This window comes from Enterococcus silesiacus (genome assembly GCF_001886225.1).
Taxonomy (GTDB): domain Bacteria; phylum Bacillota; class Bacilli; order Lactobacillales; family Enterococcaceae; genus Enterococcus_L; species Enterococcus_L silesiacus.
The window spans coordinates 12,476-35,852 of sequence record NZ_JXLC01000027.1 but is presented as its reverse complement, the minus strand read 5'-3'; the positions used below and the strand labels follow the sequence as shown (position 1 = coordinate 35,852).

The following is a 23,377-nucleotide window of genomic DNA, read 5'->3' as shown; positions in this document are numbered from 1 at the left end:
ATCCACTAGCTCTAAACAGAGCTAGACGGTGATCTAAAGTAGGGTCACCAGCTGCAAACGAAATTTCAATCCACTAGCTCTAAACAGAGCTAGACAAGAGATTCTAAGGTACTTCCAACAATGGGTTGAGATTTCAATCCACTAGCTCTAAACAGAGCTAGACATGCTTCCATGCTGTTTGAAGCTGGTGTATCGATATTTCAATCCACTAGCTCTAAACAGAGCTAGACATGTAGAACAAAGGCTCGAACTAAACAAAAAAGATTTCAATCCACTAGCTCTAAACAGAGCTAGACGATTTGCGCTATACAAGTAGTGGTACCGCAGTTGATTTCAATCCACTAGCTCTAAACAGAGCTAGACACCGAGAACGTGTTTTTGTAGTCAGCATTTTAGGGATTTCAATCCACTAGCTCTAAACAGAGCTAGACAAATATAAAATGAGTGAGAAAATGGTCGAGGGTATTTCAATCCACTAGCTCTAAACAGAGCTAGACGGTTCGAGTCCTGCCACGTCATTAGCAACCGAGATTTCAATCCACTAGCTCTAAACAGAGCTAGACATTTTGTCCAGTCATTCGTACGGCATGTTAAAGGTATTTCAATCCACTAGCTCTAAACAGAGCTAGACCTTTATCTCATTAATTAAAATCGGCTTTATCGATGATTTCAATCCACTAGCTCTAAACAGAGCTAGACCTAAGGGAATCAAGCTCTATAATCCTTCCTATGATATTTCAATCCACTAGCTCTAAACAGAGCTAGACAGAAAATACGATTGAATATAAAGATTTATATGAATTTCAATCCACTAGCTCTAAACAGAGCTAGACGATGGGTTGGCTAAATCAAAAGGAATCAGCAAAAGCATTTCAATCCACTAGCTCTAAACAGAGCTAGACGATATAGCGATTAATGACAGTGTGGAAGTGGATAAATTTCAATCCACTAGCTCTAAACAGAGCTAGACAGCTCAAGAACATTTTGAGACAAGGCATTGACTTATTTCAATCCACTAGCTCTAAACAGAGCTAGACTAACTGCACCGATGAATTATGATTTATCTAACAAAATTTCAATCCACTAGCTCTAAACAGAGCTAGACCTAAAAAACCATCCAACCTAACAGCACTCAAAATATTTCAATCCACTAGCTCTAAACAGAGCTAGACTGTGAAAATAGTTGAAATACCTGACATATTTCCACTATTCCACCTTTAATCACAGTATAACATTAAATTAAGATGAGAAAATTCCTGTTTTTCCAGCTTAAATCAGCTAAATTGTGGTGCGGATCTCCTAGGGATTTTATGTGCACTTAGGGTTCGCACCACAATTTATTCATCTATTTTAAATTCTTGTTTATAAAGTTCTACCATTTTTTGCTGAGGCTTTGGAAAAACTAAATTTGAATAATCCGCTTCTTGTACCCAGCGCTGATTTTTAGCCAACTCTGATAGGCCTGTCTGGCGTCCGTAAAACACAAGAATATGCCATTTTAAATGACTGAAAATATGAGTTACTTCACCTAATGTTCGCTTTTGCCAAACAACTTCCGGATACTCTTCAAAAATTTCTGTTGTATCTTCTGCCACCTTATTTTGCTCTTCAAAATCGAATGACATTTGCTGATCTTCTTTAGCCCAATTTTTTTGTAAAAAATCGAAGCGTTCTTTTGTTATCTCAGTAATCGGGAACAGCCACATATTCGCTAATAAACCTATTGAATCACGCTGACTTAATAAAAATTCCTGTTTTTTATTTTCGATGATTCCACCGATATAGTAGACATCTTTTGGTTTCATTTTTTTGGATTTAACTGGAAAATTTGTCATTGTATTATTCTTATAACTCAAACAATAAGGCTGGATCGGGCATTCCTCACACTTTGGTGAGGTGGGTGTACAAATCGAAGAGCCTAGATCCATCATCGCTTGATTGAAGTCCCCAGGACGATTTTGATCAATGATTTTATACATTGCTTCTTCAAAAACCTTACGACTGCTAGGTTTGGCAATATCATCACTGATTTCAAACAAACGGCTTACAACACGCATAACGTTGCCATCGATTGCAGGTTCTGGGAGTTGAAACGCAATACTGCCGATTGCACCAGCTGTATAAGGTCCGATTCCTTTTAATTGACGGATTTCTTCGATCGTTTCAGGCATCTGACCATTAAATTCTGCCATGATCTGCTGAGCTGCAACTTTTAAATTTCTTGCTCTGGAGTAATACCCTAAGCCTTCCCAAGCTTTTAATAATCGATCATCTGGAGCTTCAGCTAAATCCTTGATCGTCGGAAACCATTCCATAAAACGATAATAATAATCGATCACTGTATCAACACGGGTTTGCTGCAGCATGATTTCTGAGATCCAAATACGGTATGGATCTAGATTGACACGCCAAGGTAAATTTCGCTTTTCCTTTTCATACCAAGCAATAAATTCTTCTTGAAATGACTGGAGTTTATCATCACTCCACGTCTCCCAATATTTTTCATTCTTCATTCTCTAATTCCTTTTCATCAAAATATTGCTGAATTAAATCTGAGTCAAAACGTTTTTGGAATAATCCTTGTTTGACTTTCATTAGGCGTTTATAAGGGTCTAACTTACGATGTTTCTCCCATAATTTATCGCCTTCTTTTCTGATCACATCTAATTCTTGGTCTTCATCTTTTTCAAAAGATAGCTCTTCTAAAGCCAAATCGATGACCTCGCGATTAAAGCCTTTTTGCATCAAGTGCATTTGAACTTTTTGCAAGGCATCTTTGAAACTCTTTGTCCGGTAACGTCTCATTGCTTTTTCAGCGGTCGCTTTTGCTACTTCAACTTGTTCATCCATAATATAAAAAGTTAACCCATGTTGAATGTCTTCGTCATTCAAGCCTTTTCGTTTTAGTTGTTGTTCGATCATTTTGGGTCCTTTATCACTTGTGCGCATCAAGGTGCGGACATAGCTTTCACTAAATATTTTATCGTCTAAAAGGTTCATTTCTTCTAAGCGGATCACGATGCTTTTTCGATCTTCGGGTAAAATTTCCTTTTCCTTCAGATAATCTAAAATTTCTTTTTTTGAACGTAGCTGATAGCTTAAATAATTTAAGGACATTTGCAAGCCCACATCATAAGAACCAGCTTTTTTTATTTTTTCGACCATTTCATCTGATAGTTCTTGTCCTTTTAACAACCGTTGTCGGACTAAAGTATCCTCAGATACACGTAATTTTTCTCCTGAAGACAGCCAGATAAGATAAAACTGACCTTTGTCTTTTGTAATTTTCGTGATTGTTTCCATCTTTCTCCGCCTTTCTAGTGAGAACATATATTCTACTATAACATATATTTGGCAGAAGCTAAACTAGGCAAATTGTGCTAAAATAAGAACTATCGATATATTTGATTAATAGATCTACGGATCAAAAGGATGGAATTATGACCACACAACTATTAAAAGAAGGACAAACGATTCCTTTAAAAATAAAACGTTTAGGCATCAATGGTGAAGGGATCGGTTATTACAAAAAAACGATCGTATTCGTACCTGGTGCTTTACCAAAAGAAGATATCTCTGTAGAAATCACAAAAATAGCTCCTCGTTTTGTTGAAGGGCAGCTAAAGAAAATCATAAAAGCAGCTCCTGAACGTGTCGTGCCGCCTTGCCCTGTTTATGAAGCTTGCGGTGGCTGTCAGCTGCAACATTTAGCATACCCAGCACAACTACTCTTTAAAAAAGATCTATTAAAACAGTCGCTAAATAAGTTCAGACCCAGAAACTATGAAAATTATCAGCTACCTAAAACGATTGGAATGAAAAATCCTTGGAATTATCGTAATAAGGCGCAATTTCAATTACGGAAAATCGAGGGAGAAGTTGAAGCTGGACTGTATCAAGCAGATTCTCATCGTTTAGTTCCCATTGACGATTGTCTTGTTCAACAACCCGCTACAACTAAAGTAATGAACGCTTTGGTGGAGTTATTGAACAAATACCAATTACCGATTTATAATGAACGAAAAAATAGTGGTATCTTCCGAACGTTAATGGTTCGTGTCGGTGTTAAAACAAACGAAGTTCAAGTTGTTTTTATTACGCAATCCGTAAAATTTCCACAGAAAAAAGCTCTGATCGAAGAAATCACACAACAGCTTCCAGAGGTTGTTTCGATTATGCAAAACGTTCAAAATAAAAGAACATCGATTGTTATGGGTGATGAAACGATTCACGTTTGGGGTAAAGAAAGCATTGAAGAGCAAATCAACGAAGTTACCTTTGATTTATCTCCTAGAGCCTTTTTCCAACTAAACCCAGAACAAACAGAAGTTTTATATAATGAAGCATTGAAAGCTTTAGACCTACAGCCAAATGAAACAGTCGTTGATGCCTATTGTGGTGTGGGAACAATTGGTTTAAGTATCGCTAAACAAGCCAAAGAAGTTCGAGGAATGGATATTATTCCAGCCGCGATCGAAGATGCTAAGATGAATGCTGAGCGCTTAGGTGTGACAAATACCCATTATGAAGTGGGAACAGCTGAAGAATTACTGCCTAAATGGCTTCAGAGCGGTTTTAAACCCGATGCAATCATTGTTGACCCTCCTAGAACTGGATTAGATCAAAAACTACTGAGAGCTATTTTAAAGCAGCCTCCTAAAAAAATGGTTTATATTTCTTGTAATGTGTCGACGCTTGCAAAAGATTTAGTTGATCTAGCCAAAGTCTTTGATGTGAACTATATGCAATCAGTTGATATGTTTCCGCAAACAGCAAGATGTGAAGTTGTTGTGAAATTGACTAAAAGATAATTTGATATGAAAAAGATCCAACACTCAGAATAAAATCTGGGTGTTGGATCTTTTTAAATCAATACTAAAGTACTTTCCCATTACTAGCTATCACCTTTTTCATCCAATCATAGCTATCTTTCAAATAACGTTTTTGACTCCTTTTTCCATAATCATCTTGATCTACATAAATAAATCCGTATCTTTTACTCATTTCAGAAGAAGAGCAACTAATAATATCGATCGGCCCCCAAGCACAATAGCCTCTAAGATCAACACCATCTCTGATTGCTTCTCTCATTTGTTCGATATGAGCTTTGTAATAATCGATCCGATAATCATCGTGAATACTTCCGTCTTCTTCTAGTTTATCATAACAGCCAATACCATTTTCGGTGATATAGATCGGACATTGATAGCGGTCATAAAAAGAATTCAGTAATGTTCTTAGCCCAAGTGGATCGATCGTCCAGCCCCAAGGATTTGCTGGTAGAGCTTTATTTCGATAAGGTTCATCATGTTTTGCATCGCAAATTTGTGTATAGTAATACGAAAATGACAGATAATCTGCCGTATTTTTCAGAATAGCCTCATCCCCATCAGCAAATTCTAGCTTAATATCATGTTCTTCAAAATAGCGAAACGCATACCCTGGATAGTAGCCTCTTAATAGTACATCAGCAAAAAAATACTGCATTTGATTGATTTTCAGTGTTGCCAAAACATCTTCTGGCTCACAGGTTGCCGCATATTCCGGACCGCCACAAAGCATCATCCCTACTTCATAATTTCCGTCGACTTGATGTGCATATTCAGTCGCTAAAGCTGATGCGACCATCATATGATGAACCCCTTGATATTTCGCTTCCGCAAGATTATCTACCTTATCTTCAGCAATTCCTAAATGATTAAATGATTCATGACCGATCAAATTGATCTGATTGATCACAATCCAATATTTTACTTTGCCTTGATAGCGGTCAAAAATAACTTTACAGTAACGAACAAAGAAATCAACGACCTCTCTTGAATACCATCCCTTATAATTCAACGTAAGATTCAGCGGAATTTCATAGTGGGAAAGTGTAATCATTGGTTCCATACCGTTTGCGATAATTTCATCGATCATTTTATCATAAAAAAGCAATCCCGCTTCGTTTGGTTCAAGTTCATCACCATTTGGGAATATTCGCGACCAGTCGATTGAGGTTCTAAATAATTTTAAGCCCATATCTCCTAATAATTTTAAATCCGTTGGATAAGTTTCTTTGAAATTAATTCCCCATCTTTTAGGAAAAATCCCTGTTTTACTATTCAAGGCTTCTTCAATGTAGCTAGTGGAAATTTCTGCGTTCGATCTTTTTTCTAATGGGAGATCTGCTCTAAATTCATTGATATCAGCAACACTTGTGCCTTTACCTTCATACTCATACGCTCCTTCACATTGATTAGCAGCCACAGCTCCGCCCCATAAAAAGTTTTTTGGAAACCCAGTTGGTACTTGATACATATGTTTTGCCCCTTTTCTTTAATTTTTTTCGAGTAATATTAAACGATCATTGAGTTGTTTGGCTATTTTGATTAAGTGATTAGCCAGATTGATTTCGCTATAGATCGTCATCAATGTATCTTGCGCATGTGTAAATAGCAAAGAATGCTCATGCTGGGTTACCTCTTCGCCCATTTCACTTTGAATCGCTTGCGTTTGAATTTTATGTGCCTCAGTAATATTCGTTTTGGCAACTTTCATTTCTGCTGCAGCCGTTTCAAAATCATTCTTTTCAGTTGCAACAAGGGCATTTTTACAATTGACTCTGGCATCTCCTGCGAATAAAATAATTTTCATCGCTTGTTGTGACAATACATCGTCCATATGCTTAAACCTCCTTCAACGCTTGATTTTCAGCTTTTGTTTCTTGATCATCATATGCTTTAAAAAATGGATACCAAATAGCGGTAGATAGCGCAAAAATGACTAGCATCAAGATAATTCCTGTAATCGTCCCAGTCGTAAACCAAGTAGCAAATGGAAACGGACAATACCACAATTCAAATTGAACTTTAGGAATCGGTGCAAATGGAATCACCTTTGTAAAAATGTAAATCACAATCGGCAAAATAATCCCTTGAAGCCACATTGGAATCATCAATAATGGATTCCAAGCAACAGCACCAAAAATCACAGGTTCGTTGATATTAAAAATAGATGGTACGATACACGCTTTGCCTAATGCACTAATTTTCTTAGATTGAGCCCGCATCATCATTAGAACCAGTGGCATCGTACAACCAATTCCGCCGATCCACAGATACGCTGAGTATAAAGTACTGCTGGTAACTAAATTTAACGTTTCTACAGAGGCTGTGCCATTTTGAACGAGTGCGATATTTTCGGCAATTGCTTTTAGCAAAACCGGCTGAACGACAGGTGTCAAAACCCAAGTAGAAATCCCCATTGAATACAGGAAACAAATTAAAAACATCATCCCCACAAAGCCTCCAGGAGACTCCATAAAGCTTGATAATGGCATAAAAATACTTAAAACAATGTTATATAGATCCACTTTCATGATCAAAACAACGACCCAGCCAAAAATGATAATAAGCCCAATCGGCAGCATAGAATCAAACCAAGCTCTGACAAAATCTGGAATCACTGATTCTTCCTTAAAGAATGTGAATTTTCCTAACGTAACCAAGACAAATCCAGCAATCAATCCGGCAACTATCGCAACAAACATCCCGCCAGCTCCTAATGCATCATGACCAAAACCAATCACACCGTCTTTCTCGATCTGCGGTGAAATAATCATCAAAAACAAAACTAATCCGCTCATTCCAGCGACGATTCTTTGCTTGCGCAATCTTTTTTTCTCCATTAAATTAAACGGAATCAAGAAAGCGACGAATAGCGAAATTTTTCCCATCGTCCAGCCGAATGGTACCCAAAAGCTTGGAAGAGCTGGAAAATACTCATTCAAAATGGCCAACATCGAAAAAATCGAACCTAGGAAAATAAACGGCAATGTCTGCATGATTGAATCTTTGATACTGACGATCCAAGGATTATTATTCACTTTATTCATTTTAGGTGAGAAGCTATTTTCCAACCAAAAGATCAACTTATTCATATTTACGTCTCCTTTTTCACGTTATTCATCTTCTTTTAACGAACTTAGCAAATGCTCGATAGCAGCATCTCCGTTCAGTGTTGCATAATACTCTTTTTTCATCAGAATAACTTTTACTGGAAACCCATGAATAATTTCATCGATTTCATCAATGATATACTCAAGATGAGGCCCCACCATCAAGGCATCGATCTCCTCAATATAATTTTCAATTTCCGATTCACTTCTTGCTACAATACTCATATCTAAATTTTTCACTTTTGCTGCCTTACGCATATTGGCAGCCATAAATCCGCTGCTGGCACCCGATCCGCAGACTAATAATACATTTAATTCACTCATTTTTTCCCTCCTAAATTTAAAAGCCGAACAAGCTCACTCAGTTATTACACTCCTATCATCTATGTTTTACTCATCACTATCAAATATGATTCTTTCCTCATCTGGCTGCTTTGGCGGAAGCAACTGTACTTGATTTGCTTTTTAAAAGAAAGAATAATAAGAGATATCAAAAAGTGGAGAGGAGCGGGTATTGTGTCCTTAAATAAGAAAGAGGCAGCACTAGTAAAGCTGTTGATTCAACATCACAATTGGCTATCTTCGACTTTTCTAGCTGAAGCGTTATCCACGTCAACAAGAACAATTCGTAACTATGTCGCTCGAATCAATCAACATGCTAATTTTGAAATGATCCAAGCTTCCAGAAAAGGATACAAGATCGATAGTAGTGTTCAGATCGACGAATTTTTTTCTCATAATAAACGGGAATTGAATACACCTGTCGAACGAATGAATTATTTGATGAACTTATTGATCAAACACAAAAATGTCGATTACTTTGAGGTTGCAGAAACGTTATTTGTCAGTATTCCTACTATAGAAAAAGATACCATTCGGCTACGCAAGAAAATGAATAAATATCATTTAAAAATCATTAAGCATAGGCATTTTCTAAGTATGGAAGGCGACGAAGCAAACTTTCGAAAGCTTACTAGTGACATGCTACAGGATGAGGCTCTGCAAAATTTTCAATCCGTAGATTACATTCAAACCGTATTCCCAGATCTTCCGATTGAAACGATCCAAAAAATCGTGATCGATCGTTTGAGCAGTCAACATCTCTATATAAATGGCTATGCTATTAACAGCCTATTGCTTCATATCGCTATCGCCATCAATCGACTTCAGCATCATCAACGATCTGAAGTCGATTTTATCCCTGAACTATTTACTAACGATCAAATTGAATATCAAATTGCCACGCAGATTGGAAAAGATATCGATCAAGCTTTTACTATCAAAATGGATCTTTATGAAATCAACAATTTGACCCTTTTATTAATGACTAAAATCTCACCATCGAATGATGCTTTCTTAAAAGATTACATGGGCACTTCTATCTATACCTTTATTTCGACCCTGATGGAAACTGTCTCTGAAAAGTATTTTATTACTCATACTTCAGGCGAGCTAGTGTTGAATTTAGCTTTGCACGTGTCTAATTTGATCTCACGAGCACAGAATGGCAAGCAAGTTCACAATCCTTTATCTGAAGAAATCAAGCAATCCTATGCTTTTATTTATGAGGTTGCTGTCTTCATTGCCAAACAAATCCAAAAACAGATCAATATTCCAATTTCAGATGATGAAATTACTTTTATTGCACTTCACATCGGCTCTTATTTTGAAGAAAAATTTGAGACAGAGAATAAATTAAGTTGTGTGATCTATACGCCAGAATATTATGATATGCACAAACGTTTGATCTATAAAATCGGGGATGCATTCAAATCTAGCTTAAATATTATCGGAACTTTTTATCGATTAGACAAGAACGATCTGACCGAAATACAACAAGCTGATTTGGTTTTATCGACGATAGAAATGAAAGAGCTGGCGCATGTCATTCAGATTTCTCCCTTTTTATCAGGAAAAGATATAAAAAAAATCCAACAATCCATTCAGCTAGTAAAGCAAGAGCAATTGTTAGAAACTTTAAAAGAAAGTGTCCAAACATACTTAACACCAGAACGGTTTGAACGAAACATTTATTTAAAAACTCCAGATCTATACATTGATCATCTAGGTGCTCAATTGATCGAAAAAAAATACATTGATGCTCATTTTATTGACTTGATCAAAGAACGAGAGAAAATGTCTGCTACCTCATTCAACAACTCCGTCGCTTTACCACATGCGATTGAAATGAGTGCTGAAAAAACGGGGATCTCTATTATTTTGAACGATTGGCCTGTAAAATGGGGGAACCACTATGTTCAGGTGATTATTATGATTGTTATGAATCAAGAGGATATGAAAAAATTCCGGCAATTATTTGATTTTATGATCGACACTTTTTCAAATCAGGAGAAATTAGCTAAACTTTTAAGCGTGGAAAATTATGAAGAATTTATTGATGAATTATTTAAATAGATATACAAATCAAAACAATAAAAAACCGCTAAGAGTCTTTAAACTCTAAGCGGTTTTTCTATGGATTAGTTTAATTTTTACCTACAAAAAATGATACAACTGCAACTAAAATCACAGCACCAATAATTGATGGAAACAATGCCATACCGGCAACTTGAGGTCCCCAACTTCCTAGAAGTGCTTGACCAATTGATGAGCCTGCAAGACCTGCAACAATATTGAAGATCCAGCCCATTGATTTTCCTTTACTTGTGATTGCTCCGGCAATTGCTCCGATAACACCACCTACGATTAAAACCCATAACCAATGCATATAAATGACCTCCCTTACAAATAGAATAAAAGTAATAATGATTACTTAATTATGCTAACAGATTATTTATTTTCTTGCGAAAGAAATGCACTTAAAATTCATATCATTTATTTTTCATTTTTTTGCCATTTTCATTTCATCTCATCTATCACTAAAATTGTTACATGATTTTTAGTCCCACAATTTTTACAATCATAGTGTAGATTTATTTCATCATCCACTAAAATATCATCACAAACTAATTCAATTTCATTTTCTGAAAGTGTCAATTCACCTAAAGGAATGTTTACTCTTTGATGATCTGCTTTGTCGGTTCTCGTATTCAATAAAAATTTGCCTATCACGTCATTTTCGCAATTTTTACAAGTTACTGCAACACTGATTTCTCTTTCCATCGTAAGCTCTCCCTCTTATTTTGATCAATAGACGATTATATATCTATAATTTTAAACGCCTCCGTCAAAAAATTCGATTGATATGCTTTGAACTTCGTTTGGTAAAACAAAAAAAGTATGATAACAGGTTTTTCATTTTATCGATCATAAAAAAATGGTGTCAATCCAGTTCATCATCTACAAAATTAATCAATTTCATTACCTTGTAGAGCTAGTTACTTCAAAGTGATATTCAGTCTTTGATGATTTTTTTGTCAGTTCTTGCGTTTATAAAAGATCTTTACCAATCCCCTCAAGACTGTTTTCCCCCTATTATTAGCCTTCTCATAATCAAATAAATAATTTTAAATGTCTTTGTAAAACAATTCGATTGCTATGTCTTATCCTTTATGAAACCATGCCTACTAATAAAAGTGCTTAGTTAATCTGTCAAAATAGAGCACATAAAAAAGAATCATGAAACTTTCTATTTTTACTAAAAGAAAGTTTCATGATTCTTTTGAGATGTTACTCTTTATTCCACCAGATAACTATCTTTTTGACCATAACTCCAGCCATATAGACCTAGCTTGTCGCCTTCAGTGATTGAAGGTGATATCAACAATGTCAGCCAATATTCATTATTATCATCACGAAAATCTATCTTAGGCAATCCAATCTGAATTTGCTCTAAATTTGCTTCAGTCGATGCTAGCTGATAACCATCATATTTATAATATTCAGGCAAAATCACTAATGCTTGGTAAAAATACTGATCAAATGAAACAGGTAATTTGACCGTTGTATATTCTACATCAATTTGTGTTCCGGATTTGCCAATAGATTGAAAACGCTGAACAGCCTGTTCGTCAACATTTTTGATATTATCTAAGTAAAAATAACCTTCTGTTGGTACAATGAGCCCTTCAGCAGACTTTTGAACAAGTTGACGAACATGAAGAGTCACTTCATCTTCATAAAGTTTTACTTGAATTAAATCATTTGTCACGTTGTCCGGAATTAAATTTGTAGTCAACTTAAGTTGATAATCTTCCCTTGGGTTTCGTGCATTATTTATACCAGTTTTAAATTCATTTGTCCCTGTTAGGTACTCATCGTTTCTATTCGTTGAAAAATCAGTCTCTGCCACATTTTGATCCCAAATATTATCGTATTTCCATACAGTCGCTTTAGATAGTTCAATAATTTGTTCATCGGTTAAAGAATACGCTTTTTTCAATGGATAAGAAAAGCCAAATCCGTAGATAACTTGTTTTTTTTCGATATCAACTTTTGTTGTTCCATTAGTTACGAAAACCGTCAAATCCTGTCGCAGTTTTTTGGTTTGGTCATTATTATCTTTATATTCATAGTAAATCGTTAGAGGATAAGGCTTGATAAATTCCGAATAATCTTCTAACTCCGGACTTTTAGATTGACTTCTTTTCAGATCATAGCCTTTTTTTGCCTGTTTTATTGTTGTCAGTTGATTTTCATCGACTAGCGCTTTATCTTTCTGGCTAGTTCCATCATCGATCAATTCATGTTGATCAAATAATTCCCACAACTTAGTGCCACTAGCATTTTTAACTTTTACTGCATCCAAAGTAGCTACATCATCTATCGACACATGGAAATTACTAGCTTTCAATAAATATTCATCGGTAACAGCCATACCATCATCTATTTTATTAATCCATCTTGATGTACTTGTTGTTTGCAGTTGAGAATCGGTGATAAAATACGTAATTCTTTGTGGTCCAAGCATCGCTAAATCTAAGCCCAGTGCATGCCAATTAATTTCGGTCGGATTTAGTGGATTACGGTTAATTCGATCATACAACCATTCTTCATCCTTTAAATCCAAACTCCGTACAAGATCGTGTTGATCATAGACTTTTATAGCATCTTTATGGGTTCTATCGACTTTATCCGTTCCATAAATTAGCATATTATTCAAAAAAGTTACGTCAGAGAATCTAGGATCTGAAACGTTAATTTTTAAATCATCACCTTTAATTATAGGGCTATAATCATCCACTACTTTCAAAATACCATATAAAGAATTAGTCATCTTCCCTGAAAATTGTTTTTCTTTCGCCCCATCAGGAAAACTGTTTTCAACAAATTCTTTACCACCCAAAATATTGCCACCAACATAGTAATTTTCATTATTTAGAGATAAAATCACTACTAATGAAATTTTATCAGCTGATGCGATACCACTAAGTGAAATAATCGTAAAATTTTTATCCATCCTTCCGACAACTAAAGCCGGCTTTTCACCATATCCGCGAAAGATTCCGTTAAATTCTGTGATATAGCCGTAAAATGAATACTCTCCATTGTCATTTTGAACAAAATCAATTTTAGTGCCTTTCGGAAATACTTTGATTGTTTCAACCTTTTTAGTAGCAATATCTAATTTTTTTAGACTTACCTCTGAGGATAGTGTCTCAGTAAAATAATATTCCCTGGGCGAAGAGATTGCTCTTATAAAATTTAGTGTTGCTGACCCTTTACCATCATTAGGTTGATATGTATAAAGTAAATCTCCAGCAGCTGACCAAATATTCAAAAATTTCAATTTGGGAGCTAGTCCGGTCGTTGTGTTAAGTTCCGATATCCCAACAAATTCTTCATTTGTACCACGAATTAATGAATCTGAATCAATTCCATCACGCCACCCATCAGGCTTTTGGTTTTCACCAATCAAAGCGCCATAATCAAAAGCTGCATTCATTGCTTTTAGTTTAAAATTCAAAATGTATTTGCCTTGTGCATCTATTGTAAAAACATTATATTTCGTTTTTTCTTTTACAGCAGCAGAGTCATTAAAAAAAACATACGCATAACGATTCCCTTCATAATCTACAGAGGTTCGATTATTGGTTTGTCCTTGACGATCATGACCATTTTCATTAATTTTTTCTCGGCTGACGACATTCAGATTATTGTCTATAAGCAAGCTCATTCTTCTAGAAGAAGAACCTGTATAGTAAATAGAAAATGTTCCATTTTGATTATCATAAAGTCCACTTGGTGCGCTGTGGGAAGGATCGTTTCTCGATGGCATCCATTCAGGTGCTTTTTCAGCTACCCAAATTGTTTTCTCCACATTTCCATTGGCATCAATCAATGCTAGCTGTCCATAAGTCATTTCTTTGGTATTATTGATTCCTTCAAAGCCATAATTACCAAATAAACGCAATTCAATCACCTTATTTTCTTTTGTTTTTACCGCTTGAATTACTCTATCATTTAAAGTTGTGCTATATCCGCTAAACATTTCACGATTTAAATTTAGTTTGATTTGGCTTCCTTGTTTATAATCAGCATATTTAGGCAATAAATCTTTTTCGAATACATTTTTCCCATCACTTGGAACTTCAAACTCATTCTCTGTTCCCTTGTCTAAAATAATCGTTTGGTCACTATATGGTGTTGCTTGAATTAAAAATTTTTTTGTTACTTTTTGATAGAAAGACAAACTAATACCTACCGCAATCATAAACACTGCAGTAAACAGTAACAGCTTCCATTTGAAAAGACTTTTTTTATTAGGCAGTTTAGAGGATTTTTTTTTAGTATTTTTTATTTTCATGTTAGGTTCCTCCTCATTCTTTTTCACCGTATAATACTTCGTACACACTTTTCAATGGTTCTGACTCAGGTATTTGAGATTGCCACCATGCATTAACATAAGTTTGATCTTCAGCAGTAACTGCTTCAGCTTTTATTCCAAGCGTTAATTTACCTTGCGTATTATTTTGAACTTTGATTTTCTCAACTAATGCAGCAGTTGTTTGTCCTTCTTTCAACTTCTTATTATAATAGTAATAGCCATCTTTGCCGTCTATCCAATCAATCAGATTTAGACCCACAGCAATTTCATTTAATGCTACTACATGTGAAATTCCTTTTGAATCGATTAATGTTGGATGAATCATTAGCCGAACAAACTGGCTTACTTCCGCTTTATTTCTGACCTGTATTACTCTAGCTTGTTCTTTATCAATGGTTAACTTAGATTCAACGGGATCTTTATCAAGAACTAAAACCTTCAAATCACCAGCTTGAACAGAATAAGACCGCTCATCTTTAGAATAAAAATTAGCATTTGTTTCCCCCGTCCCCTTTGCAAGCAAGACAAATGTAGTCAAAAGAACAAAAGAGCTAACAAACAATTTAGTTTTCATCTTGCCCTCTCCTTTTTAATCTACTTTATCTTTCAACATTTCATATACAGGGTTATTTTTGCCCAATTCAAAACCAGGTGCTTCACTGATTGCAAGTTTTGATGCTGAATAAGCTTGTGCGTTAGCAGTAATTTCATACAAGCTTCCTTTTAATTCATTTGAAAGTTGTTTTGAAACTGCTAAATGAGATATCAGGCTAATTGTCCATTCGCCTGGTTTTAAAGGTTCTGAGTAATAAAAGAAGTCTTTATAAAACAACCAGTAAGGTGTTTTTTTATCAAGAACTGTCTTTGTTAGCTCTGTTGTAAATTGTGGATGTATTGTATTTTGAAGGAGCAATGGCCGCCCCCCATCGTCTAAAGGCCATGTTAGCTTCTCATTTTCTGTGCGTATTTTGCCTGTTAAAAAGTCACTTGGCTGTTTTTCATACGTTTCATTTGGTAACCAAGTTTTACTATCAGTTAGCTGAATTGGATTAACACTTGCTGTTTTAACAAGTTCCAAGTGGCCATTCCCCGTTTGATCCTGTAAGTCGATCTTGAAAGATAACGCCACTTCGTGTAATGATACCCGCACTAAAGCTAACGATGTTCCATCATTTCTGACAGCGATATTTTTTTCAGCTTTGTAATTTGGTGCGACAATGACACTATTTTTTTGTCCTTCAAGTCTAATTTCCAAGCGTTTTGAATCCATACGGTTAATTCGTTGATCAGCCATTGTTACCCACGCATATGTGCCTCCAGCAATCATTAGCAGTCCATAAAGCAGTGTAAAGATGAGAACATGAATTTTTCCATGATAACGTCTTAGTCTACTCTTGTTCTTTTTAATCATTCTCTCCCTCTCTCCTTAACCTGCCTCTCCATTTTGATTGTCTTTATTAAATCTTTTAAGTAATAAAATAATTACAAGTACAAAGAAAGCTGCGCATACTTTGTATAAAAAATTTTCTATCTCTTCACCAGTTCTAGGTAGATAATCCCAAAATGATTTTTTTTCATCCTTTTTTTTTGAAGGCTCTGGTTTAAAAATAGGTGCTTCGATTTCAGTCGTTCCTTTTGCCTTTGATTCAGCATCAAAAATCCAATGAAATTGATATTCACTTGGTTCTTTGTAATCCTCTAACCCTAGACTGCTAGACACAGTAAACCTTGCCTTCAAAACACTTTCGCCACCAGATTCATAGACTCCTAAAGGCAATGGATCAGATGTCCAGTCGTGCTGGTCATTCCCTAAAAGTCCACCTGCATAAATTATCTTTCCTTCATGTTCCAATTCAACCTTTACTGCATCTGTAAAATCGATAGGCCCAGTATTTTTTCCTGCTTTTACTAATAGACTCAACTTAAATCCTTCTTTTACATCGACATTTCTAATCGTGATTTCTTTAGTAAATGAATAACCAGGCATAACATCTACTAAATCAATAAAATATTCACCTTCACTTGTAGCATACAGTCCCTCACTATCTCCAATAACCATTCCGGGAGGCAACGCTTCTGCATGGACAGATACTTCCTCAATTCCTACACTAAGAATCGAAAAGAGGAAGAGAAGCAATAGGTGCCACCCCTTCTTATTCGTGGTGTTAAGCTGCCCCATTTTTCTTCCCTCCCTAATTTAATTAATTATTTTTAGATGCAAATGTTGTTAATAAATCGACAATTTTTTTAGTTGTTGTACCTTCTTCAGTGCTCATTGCCCAACCACCATTATCGCCAGCAGCATCAGTTAATGCAGCTTTTACTGCTTGAATCGCTTCTAAGTTCACGACTAGATCAAATTGCATATCTGAATAAGAACCTGAAGCATTATTAGCAAAACCTAAGGCTTGTAAAAATACAGGGGTCTCATTACCACTTTCTAAAGCATTCAGATAATAGAAATAGCCATCTTCTGTATTATAAACCCATTTTCCTTGTTCAAGAGTAGCAGTATCTGTCATTGCTGCAGCATCATATACTGCATACAAAGCTGAGTCTAACTCATTGTCTGCCTGCATTTTTGATGTCCAACGAGAAGCATCAGCTGAATCAACTTGTGGAATTTGATTTCCTGTTGCCAGAGTTTTAGGAACTGATGCACCTGATACTCCTAAGGTTGTATATTCATAGTCATAAGCAACTCCATATTTTTCACCTTTTGTACCAAGTAATACGTTATTTCCAGCCCAATCTTTGGCTTTGTGTTCTATACCTGAATAAACAAAATACTTAAAGTCAGTTGCGTTAAACGTCCAATCAGAAACATTCTCTTCAGAATAATCAGTAGCAGATAGATTTAGTGACACTTTTTGGAATTTATCCCCTAAGTCCTCATGCTCATAATAAGCAACAGATTCAACGCTAACACCTTTTTCATTTTTACTTGCTTTAACTTTTATAGTGACACCTTCTGGTAAGGCTGGCGTAATATTTTTAGCAGTTAAAGTTGTCCATTTAGTGTCTGAATACTTATTAGCCTCAAATGAAACTGGAAAATCACTGTCGCCTTTTTTCCATGCAGCACTATTTTCTTTTTGTTGCGCATTGTCTTTATAAACTTTTAATACTTCTTCATATGATACACGGACAAATACAGGCTGATCACCTAAGTTATTAACGCTAACTTCTTTTTGGTTTTCAGTACCAATTTCCCAGTTCTCATTTGGGATGAATTTTTCATCCAATTTTACAGAACCATCTGTAATTGTTTTTGTATTCATTCTATTGATTCGTTCATCTCTTATTTGAACCCAGGCAAATGTTCCTGCTAACAGCATTAACGTTGCCAACCCAACAGCACTAGCTGTTAAAAGCTTTTTCTTTTTTTTGATTGATACTTTTTTCATTTTTCTTCCTCCTAATATTCTAAATATATAAATCAATGAATGGATCATTGAATCATACCATGCTTAACGGCGCTGCCTCACAGAACGCTTTTTTGTGACAATTGTTGGTTGATCTGCAAAGACTCTTAGTACCCATATAAAACCAAATAATGAGAATAAAAACACCAGACTAACAACAAAATGCCCCTGTACAAATTTCAGTACTTCTCCGACTTTGGGAATCACAAACAAAGTTTTACCAACGATGCGCTCCGCTGATATCGGCGGATCATCACTATTATTTGCATCCCCTTTTGTTATTACAAATTGACCTTCTTTACCTTCCAACTGATCTGCTTTCTTTACAAGTCGGTGAGTCAGATTTGCATCTTCTCCAACACGATAAGTAATAATATCATTTACATTTACCTGATCGTAGGTTGCACTTTTCACTATAATTATATCCCCAGCATAAAATCCACCAGGCAAAGAATCTTTTTTTGGGACCATAGAATTGGTTTTAACTGTATAAAACCGATAGCCCCAAAATGATTTTTCTGGATCTTTATTTAATACAAACAAGGTTGCACCCAAAACAATCGCTAACATTAAGCCATAAAAAGCAACATCAAACACGATAGCAATTCTTTTTTTCCAAGGAGAGGGCGGAAGAACAGCTTTTTTACTCAGCTTTTTTTTCTTCATTTTTTTTGTAGTAGAAACTCGAGTTGTTTTTTCTCTACTTTGCTCAATCTTTTTAGCTGTTCGCTTTTGTACACCTTTAGGAGGAGTTTTCTTCTTTTTATTCACTTCTAAATTTTTAGACAAAATTACACCCCTATTTTCCATACTCATTTAAAACTTATTCCACATACTATTTAAATAAAAACAACATTTTAAAAACGCATACCATATACAAGCTATATAAAATACATTAAAACTTAATATAAAATAACTAACTAACACAAAACGTATTATACATACCACTATATAAAAAAGCAATACCTTAAGGCCTCTTTTATAAAACACATACAAAAATAGCTTTAAAAGTCACTTTAAAACCATAGCAAAAAATGATATTTAATCAAATTAAATATCTAACCAATTACTAATATTACAAAAAATAACATAATAACAAAAATTATATAACTTAAAAACAATATAACGACTGATTAAATTGCGATATAAACATATAATTATAATTAACAGGAAAATTTTCTATATAATTGTTAAACCTAAAATAACCTTCGTTATTTTACAATAACACTTATCACGCCTTTTAGACTCTAGTAAGCATCCAAATTTACAGACGGCAATTTTAACTTCACCGTTCAATATTAGTATTTTGACAACAATCTAAACATTATAATTATAAACATAAGTAATCAAGATCCAAGCGGTTGAATATATTTTATCTAGACTTGAAATACTAAAAAATTAGCTATCAATTTTATTAACAACAAACTTGTATCTTACAAATAATCCTACCTTGCAGTTTAATAAGATTCAAAACATATGAAATTTACAAAAAGTTCACTTAAAACATTTGAATGTGCATATGGAAAGACGCTTATTTTGTCTAAGTTTCATTCGTAGATTTATGCCCAATTTACAGTATGTTGGCTAAGAGAATATTTAGAAGAATATTCTCTTTTAACATTTTTAAACACAAAAAAACTCGATCCCTTACTAGATAAGGAATCGAGCGAATCTTTACAGAGTAAAGAATTATTTTACTGTTACTGAAGCGCCAACTTCTTCTAAAGCAGCTTTTAAAGCTTCTGCTTCATCTTTAGAAACGCCTTCTTTAACTGGTGCAGGAGCGCCATCAACTACTGCTTTAGCTTCTTTCAAGCCAAGACCAGTTGCTTCACGAACTGCTTTGATAACTTTAACTTTTTGGTCTCCAGCTGCAGTTAATTCTACAGTGAATTCAGTTTGTTCTTCGCCAGCTGCTGCTGGTCCTGCTGCTGCTGCTACAGGAGCTGCTGCAGATACGTCAAATTTTTCTTCAATAGCTTTTACTAAGTCGTTTAATTCTAAAATAGTTGCGCCTTCTAATTCTGCAACAATGTTTTCAATGTTCAATGCCATTATGGTTTCCTCCGTTTTAATAATTCATTATTTTTTAGTTTAGTTTGTTACTAGGCTGCAATTATGCAACTTCTTCTTCTTTTTCTGCCACTGCTTTGACAGCGTAAGCCACTTGTCTGACTGGCGCTTGCAATACAGATAATAGCATAGAAAGTAGTCCATCGCGACTTGGAAGTTTTGCTAAAGATGTCATTTCTTCTACTGAAGATACTTTACCTTCAATAACGCCACCTTTGATTTCCAATGCTTTGGCAGTACTTGCAAATTCGTCGATGATTTTAGCAGGTGCTACTACATCGTCGTTACTGAAAGCGACTGCTGTAGGTCCTGTAAATACTTCGTCCAAACCTTCTAGTCCAGCTTTTTTAGCTGCACGTGAAAGGATAGAGTTTTTGATAACTTTCATTTCAACATTTGCATCACGCAATTGTTTACGTAAGCTAGTTACTTCCTCTACAGTTAAACCACGGTAGTCAACAATGACTACAGAAGCTGCTGCTTCGAATTTAGCTGTTGCTTCTTCGACTAAGGTTTCTTTTTTAGCGATTGCTGCTTCACTCATTTATTTTCACCTCCTGATTATTGATGGGTAGAGCTCAATTGTTGTGATTGAAGATAAGTACAGGCTCGCTTCGCTCGTGATGAAACTACCGTCGCTTTGCTCCTCTAGTACTGTTCAACATCAATTTTTATGAAAAATTGTGTTTCACAGCAAACAAACTCCATGCCACCGTTGACATAGAGGGACGTAATTGTATGTATCAACAATTGTCCTCGGTAGGAAATTAAGACTTGCGTCACCTACTGTCTTCGGTACAGTTAATTATTAACCTCAACTACCTTACCATGGGGAAGGTAGTTGAGTCAATAATTTTTTTAAATTATTCAGCTTTTCTTTTGATCTAGTTCCATAGACCAGATTGCTCGGCAAATAGATAAACTTCCTTCAAAGATAAAAATCATCTTTGAGTAAGTTTCCTAATTTGCTCACAATCTAACCGGTCTATTACACTTTTCAAATTAAAATGAAGCTTGGTCAACGTGGATTCCAGGTCCAAATGTAGTTGTTACTGAAATGTTTTTGATATATTGACCTTTTGCTGCTGATGGTTTAGCTTTCAACAATACATCGTTGATTGTATTGAAGTTTTCTAGTAATTTTTCATTATCGAATGAAACTTTACCGATTGGTACGTGGATGTTTCCAGCTTTGTCAACACGGTACGTTACTTTACCAGCTTTTACTTCATTAATAGCTTTTGTTACGTCCATTGTTACAGTACCAGTTTTAGGGTTAGGCATAAGACCTTTAGGACCTAAGACACGACCTAATTTACCAACTTCAGCCATCATGTCTGGAGTTGCTACAACTACGTCAAACCCAAACCAGCCACCTTGGATTTTTTGAACCATGTCAGCGTCACCTACGTAATCAGCACCAGCTGCTTCAGCTTCTTTGGCTTTATCGCCTTTAGCGAAAACTAAAACGCTTTGTGTTTTACCAGTTCCGTTTGGTAATACTACTGCACCACGGATTTGTTGGTCTGCTTTTTTAGGGTCTACATTTAAACGGTAAGCAACTTCAACAGTTGCGTCGAATTTTGCAATATTTGTGTCTTTAGCCAAAGCGATCGCTTCTGCTACAGGGTAAACTTTTGTTGCTTCAACTTTTTTTAATGCATCTTGCATTTTTTTGCTTTTTTTAGCCATTTTGTTTCCTCCTTGATTGTGGTTATAACGGTCGAACCTCCCACGTAATTCATATCTTTGAATATGAAATAAACTGAGAAGCTACTTCTTTGGGTTTCCTTGAATAAAAAATTATCCTACAGTGATTCCCATGCTTCTTGCAGTTCCTTCAACCATGCGCATAGCCGCTTCAACGTCTGCTGCGTTTAGGTCTGCCATTTTAAGTTCAGCGATTTCTTTCACTTGATCTTTAGTAACATTCGCTACTTTATTTTTGTTTGGCTCACCAGAACCTTTTTCGATTTTTGCAGCTTTTTTAAGTAATACTGCAGCTGGTGGTGTTTTTGTAATAAATGTAAATGAACGGTCTTCATATACAGAGATTACTACTGGAATGATCAAACCAGCTTGATCAGCTGTACGAGCGTTGAATTCTTTAGTGAATCCCATAATGTTGATACCCGCTTGACCTAATGCTGGACCTACTGGTGGAGCTGGTGTTGCTTTACCTGCAGGAATTTGCAATTTAACTAATTTTTCTACTTTTTTTGCCACGAGACATACCTCCTTGGGTCCGTGATGTGGTTAATTGGAGATGAAGATTTCTCCTCCCACGTCATTCTTTGACGAATCAAAGAAATTCTGCATGCAAAAATGCACACTTAAATAGTATACTCTGCTTCTCTTGAAATTTCAATAGCTTTCTATTCTTTTTTCCAATAGATTTCTGTTTAGAAATGAGAGAAAGATAAGTTTTTCTCGCATTTTTATTACTGTTCTAGTTTATTCTCTTTAATTATGATAGACTTTCGTTAGAAAAATCCTGATTCAAACAAAAGGATAGGTGAATAAACAATGGAAAATTTACGTTATAAAAGTGTTTTTGACATCATTGGTCCGGTAATGATTGGTCCAAGTAGTTCGCATACTGCTGGCGCTGCTCGTATTGGTAAAATCGTCCGTAGTATCTTTGGTGAACAACCAGATACTGTTGATATCTACTTATATGAGTCTTTTGCAAAAACGTATCGCGGTCATGGAACAGACATTGCCTTGGTTGGCGGTTTACTAGATATGGAACCAGATGACGAACGCCTTGCTGATTCGTTAAAGATTGCTCATGAACAAAATATGGAGGTTCTATTTGTTCCGCTTAAAGAAAAAGCTGAACACCCAAATTCAGTCAAATTACTTGTCTCTAAAGGAGATCGCAAACTTTCAGTTACAGGAATATCGATTGGCGGCGGTAATATTCAAATCTCAGAACTGAACGGTTTCAAAATTTCTCTGACGATGGGGACACCCACATTTATTATCGTACATCAGGATGTACCAGGAATGATCGCTAAAGTTACCAATCTGTTATCTGATACAAACATCAATATTGGAACGATGACTGTAACACGGGAATCAAAAGGTGAAAAAGCGATCATGATCATCGAAATCGACCATGCAGATATCGGTGATATTACGATGAAATTAGTCCAAATCCCTCATATTTATAGTGTAAATTATTTTGATTAATCTAAATTAAAGGAGCAA

The 23,377-nt window shown here is 35.4% G+C and carries 21 protein-coding genes, 1 CRISPR repeat array and 1 other annotated feature (1 of these 23 only partly in view); of the genes, 3 read left to right on the top strand and 18 right to left on the bottom strand.

Going from position 1 to position 23,377, the window contains the following annotated elements; translation table 11 throughout:
* Nucleotides 1–1,172: a CRISPR direct-repeat array (repeat unit 33 nt; unit sequence ATTTCAATCCACTAGCTCTAAACAGAGCTAGAC); it reaches 877 nt to the left of the window's first position.
* Nucleotides 1,173–1,337: 165 nt separating this feature from the next.
* Together mutY and recX are read right to left on the bottom strand one after the other, a co-directional pair.
* On the bottom strand, nt 1,338–2,513 hold the full coding sequence (gene mutY, locus RV15_RS15300) for an A/G-specific adenine glycosylase (protein ID WP_071878880.1): 1,176 nt from the start codon (nt 2,511–2,513) through the stop codon (nt 1,338–1,340).
* Nucleotides 2,503–3,303: a recombination regulator RecX gene (gene recX, locus RV15_RS15295; protein ID WP_071878879.1), complete on the bottom strand. Its 801-nt coding sequence runs from the start codon at nt 3,301–3,303 to the stop codon at nt 2,503–2,505. Before recX ends, mutY begins: the two co-directional genes overlap by 11 nt.
* Nucleotides 3,304–3,440: 137 nt before the next feature.
* Between recX and rlmD the strand changes: the two genes are divergently transcribed.
* Nucleotides 3,441–4,811: a 23S rRNA (uracil(1939)-C(5))-methyltransferase RlmD gene (rlmD, locus tag RV15_RS15290; protein ID WP_071878878.1), complete on the top strand. Its 1,371-nt coding sequence runs from the start codon at nt 3,441–3,443 to the stop codon at nt 4,809–4,811.
* Between the two features lie 64 nt (nt 4,812–4,875).
* Here the strand turns inward: rlmD and RV15_RS15285 are convergent, their stop codons facing one another.
* The 4 genes from RV15_RS15285 to RV15_RS15270 are packed head-to-tail and all read right to left on the bottom strand — an operon-like array spanning nt 4,876 to nt 8,263.
* A complete protein-coding gene (locus tag RV15_RS15285) occupies nt 4,876–6,300 on the bottom strand; it encodes a glycoside hydrolase family 1 protein (protein WP_071878877.1) in 1,425 nt (474 codons plus the stop codon).
* A gap of 18 nt (nt 6,301–6,318) precedes the next feature.
* Nucleotides 6,319–6,663, bottom strand: a complete 345-nt coding sequence (locus tag RV15_RS15280; RefSeq protein ID WP_071878876.1) for a PTS lactose/cellobiose transporter subunit IIA — start codon at nt 6,661–6,663, stop codon at nt 6,319–6,321.
* 4 nt (nt 6,664–6,667) lie between these two features.
* A complete protein-coding gene (locus RV15_RS15275; RefSeq protein WP_071878875.1) occupies nt 6,668–7,921 on the bottom strand; it encodes a PTS sugar transporter subunit IIC in 1,254 nt (417 codons plus the stop codon).
* Between the two features lie 21 nt (nt 7,922–7,942).
* Entirely contained in the window at nt 7,943–8,263 is a 321-nt protein-coding gene (locus tag RV15_RS15270) for a PTS sugar transporter subunit IIB (RefSeq protein ID WP_071878874.1), read from the bottom strand.
* 192 nt (nt 8,264–8,455) lie between these two features.
* On the opposite strand from RV15_RS15270, the gene RV15_RS15265 reads away from it, so the two are divergent.
* On the top strand, nt 8,456–10,354 hold the full coding sequence (locus RV15_RS15265) for a BglG family transcription antiterminator (protein WP_071878873.1): 1,899 nt from the start codon (nt 8,456–8,458) through the stop codon (nt 10,352–10,354).
* A 70-nt stretch (nt 10,355–10,424) separates the two neighbouring features.
* Here RV15_RS15265 and RV15_RS15260 read toward each other — a convergent pair whose 3' ends face one another.
* From RV15_RS15260 to rplK, 12 genes are all read right to left on the bottom strand, one after another.
* Nucleotides 10,425–10,667: a GlsB/YeaQ/YmgE family stress response membrane protein gene (locus RV15_RS15260; RefSeq protein WP_071878872.1), complete on the bottom strand. Its 243-nt coding sequence runs from the start codon at nt 10,665–10,667 to the stop codon at nt 10,425–10,427.
* A gap of 131 nt (nt 10,668–10,798) precedes the next feature.
* Entirely contained in the window at nt 10,799–11,062 is a 264-nt protein-coding gene (locus RV15_RS15255) for a hypothetical protein (protein ID WP_071878871.1), read from the bottom strand.
* 514 nt (nt 11,063–11,576) lie between these two features.
* Nucleotides 11,577–14,645: a hypothetical protein gene (locus RV15_RS15250; RefSeq protein WP_071878870.1), complete on the bottom strand. Its 3,069-nt coding sequence runs from the start codon at nt 14,643–14,645 to the stop codon at nt 11,577–11,579.
* A 13-nt stretch (nt 14,646–14,658) separates the two neighbouring features.
* Complete coding sequence (locus RV15_RS15245; protein WP_071878869.1) at nt 14,659–15,240, bottom strand: hypothetical protein; 582 nt, start codon at nt 15,238–15,240, stop codon at nt 14,659–14,661.
* Nucleotides 15,241–15,255: 15 nt separating this feature from the next.
* Complete coding sequence (locus RV15_RS15240) at nt 15,256–16,077, bottom strand: hypothetical protein (protein ID WP_071878868.1); 822 nt, start codon at nt 16,075–16,077, stop codon at nt 15,256–15,258.
* 15 nt (nt 16,078–16,092) lie between these two features.
* On the bottom strand, nt 16,093–16,845 hold the full coding sequence (locus RV15_RS15235; RefSeq protein ID WP_071878867.1) for a hypothetical protein: 753 nt from the start codon (nt 16,843–16,845) through the stop codon (nt 16,093–16,095).
* A 22-nt stretch (nt 16,846–16,867) separates the two neighbouring features.
* A complete protein-coding gene (locus RV15_RS15230; RefSeq protein ID WP_071878866.1) occupies nt 16,868–18,073 on the bottom strand; it encodes a hypothetical protein in 1,206 nt (401 codons plus the stop codon).
* A gap of 63 nt (nt 18,074–18,136) precedes the next feature.
* Nucleotides 18,137–18,880 carry a signal peptidase I gene (locus RV15_RS15225; protein WP_071878865.1) on the bottom strand — a complete coding sequence of 248 codons (744 nt, stop codon included), beginning with the start codon at nt 18,878–18,880 and terminating at the stop codon, nt 18,137–18,139.
* 900 nt (nt 18,881–19,780) lie between these two features.
* Complete coding sequence (gene rplL / locus RV15_RS15220; protein ID WP_025872833.1) at nt 19,781–20,146, bottom strand: 50S ribosomal protein L7/L12; 366 nt, start codon at nt 20,144–20,146, stop codon at nt 19,781–19,783.
* A 61-nt stretch (nt 20,147–20,207) separates the two neighbouring features.
* Complete coding sequence (gene rplJ, locus RV15_RS15215) at nt 20,208–20,708, bottom strand: 50S ribosomal protein L10 (RefSeq protein WP_071878864.1); 501 nt, start codon at nt 20,706–20,708, stop codon at nt 20,208–20,210.
* Nucleotides 20,709–20,850: 142 nt separating this feature from the next.
* Nucleotides 20,851–20,978: a sequence feature (ribosomal protein L10 leader region), on the bottom strand.
* A 188-nt stretch (nt 20,979–21,166) separates the two neighbouring features.
* Nucleotides 21,167–21,856 (bottom strand): 50S ribosomal protein L1, encoded by a 690-nt coding sequence (gene rplA / locus RV15_RS15210; protein WP_071878863.1) that lies wholly within the window; start codon nt 21,854–21,856, stop codon nt 21,167–21,169.
* Nucleotides 21,857–21,967: 111 nt separating this feature from the next.
* Nucleotides 21,968–22,390 (bottom strand): 50S ribosomal protein L11, encoded by a 423-nt coding sequence (rplK, locus tag RV15_RS15205; RefSeq protein ID WP_025872839.1) that lies wholly within the window; start codon nt 22,388–22,390, stop codon nt 21,968–21,970.
* A gap of 300 nt (nt 22,391–22,690) precedes the next feature.
* Here rplK and sdaAB point away from each other — a divergent pair, with 300 nt between their 5' ends.
* Nucleotides 22,691–23,359, top strand: a complete 669-nt coding sequence (gene sdaAB / locus RV15_RS15195; RefSeq protein WP_010760575.1) for an L-serine ammonia-lyase, iron-sulfur-dependent subunit beta — start codon at nt 22,691–22,693, stop codon at nt 23,357–23,359.
* The last annotated feature ends 18 nt before the right edge of the window (nt 23,360–23,377 follow it).

Bases quoted from the DNA above. Each gene is read 5' to 3' on its own strand.
- mutY (WP_071878880.1), bottom strand. From the start codon at position 2,513: ATGAAGAATGAAAAATATTGGGAGACGTGGAGTGATGATAAACTCCAG.
- recX (WP_071878879.1), bottom strand. From the start codon at position 3,303: ATGGAAACAATCACGAAAATTACAAAAGACAAAGGTCAGTTTTATCTT.
- rlmD (WP_071878878.1), top strand. From the start codon at position 3,441: ATGACCACACAACTATTAAAAGAAGGACAAACGATTCCTTTAAAAATA.
- RV15_RS15285 (WP_071878877.1), bottom strand. From the start codon at position 6,300: ATGTATCAAGTACCAACTGGGTTTCCAAAAAACTTTTTATGGGGCGGA.
- RV15_RS15280 (WP_071878876.1), bottom strand. From the start codon at position 6,663: ATGGACGATGTATTGTCACAACAAGCGATGAAAATTATTTTATTCGCA.
- RV15_RS15275 (WP_071878875.1), bottom strand. From the start codon at position 7,921: ATGAATAAGTTGATCTTTTGGTTGGAAAATAGCTTCTCACCTAAAATG.
- RV15_RS15270 (WP_071878874.1), bottom strand. From the start codon at position 8,263: ATGAGTGAATTAAATGTATTATTAGTCTGCGGATCGGGTGCCAGCAGC.
- RV15_RS15260 (WP_071878872.1), bottom strand. From the start codon at position 10,667: ATGCATTGGTTATGGGTTTTAATCGTAGGTGGTGTTATCGGAGCAATT.
- RV15_RS15255 (WP_071878871.1), bottom strand. From the start codon at position 11,062: ATGGAAAGAGAAATCAGTGTTGCAGTAACTTGTAAAAATTGCGAAAAT.
- RV15_RS15250 (WP_071878870.1), bottom strand. From the start codon at position 14,645: ATGAAAATAAAAAATACTAAAAAAAAATCCTCTAAACTGCCTAATAAA.
- RV15_RS15245 (WP_071878869.1), bottom strand. From the start codon at position 15,240: ATGAAAACTAAATTGTTTGTTAGCTCTTTTGTTCTTTTGACTACATTT.
- RV15_RS15240 (WP_071878868.1), bottom strand. From the start codon at position 16,077: ATGATTAAAAAGAACAAGAGTAGACTAAGACGTTATCATGGAAAAATT.
- RV15_RS15235 (WP_071878867.1), bottom strand. From the start codon at position 16,845: ATGGGGCAGCTTAACACCACGAATAAGAAGGGGTGGCACCTATTGCTT.
- RV15_RS15230 (WP_071878866.1), bottom strand. From the start codon at position 18,073: ATGAAAAAAGTATCAATCAAAAAAAAGAAAAAGCTTTTAACAGCTAGT.
- rplL (WP_025872833.1), bottom strand. From the start codon at position 20,146: ATGGCATTGAACATTGAAAACATTGTTGCAGAATTAGAAGGCGCAACT.
- rplJ (WP_071878864.1), bottom strand. From the start codon at position 20,708: ATGAGTGAAGCAGCAATCGCTAAAAAAGAAACCTTAGTCGAAGAAGCA.
- rplA (WP_071878863.1), bottom strand. From the start codon at position 21,856: ATGGCTAAAAAAAGCAAAAAAATGCAAGATGCATTAAAAAAAGTTGAA.
- sdaAB (WP_010760575.1), top strand. From the start codon at position 22,691: ATGGAAAATTTACGTTATAAAAGTGTTTTTGACATCATTGGTCCGGTA.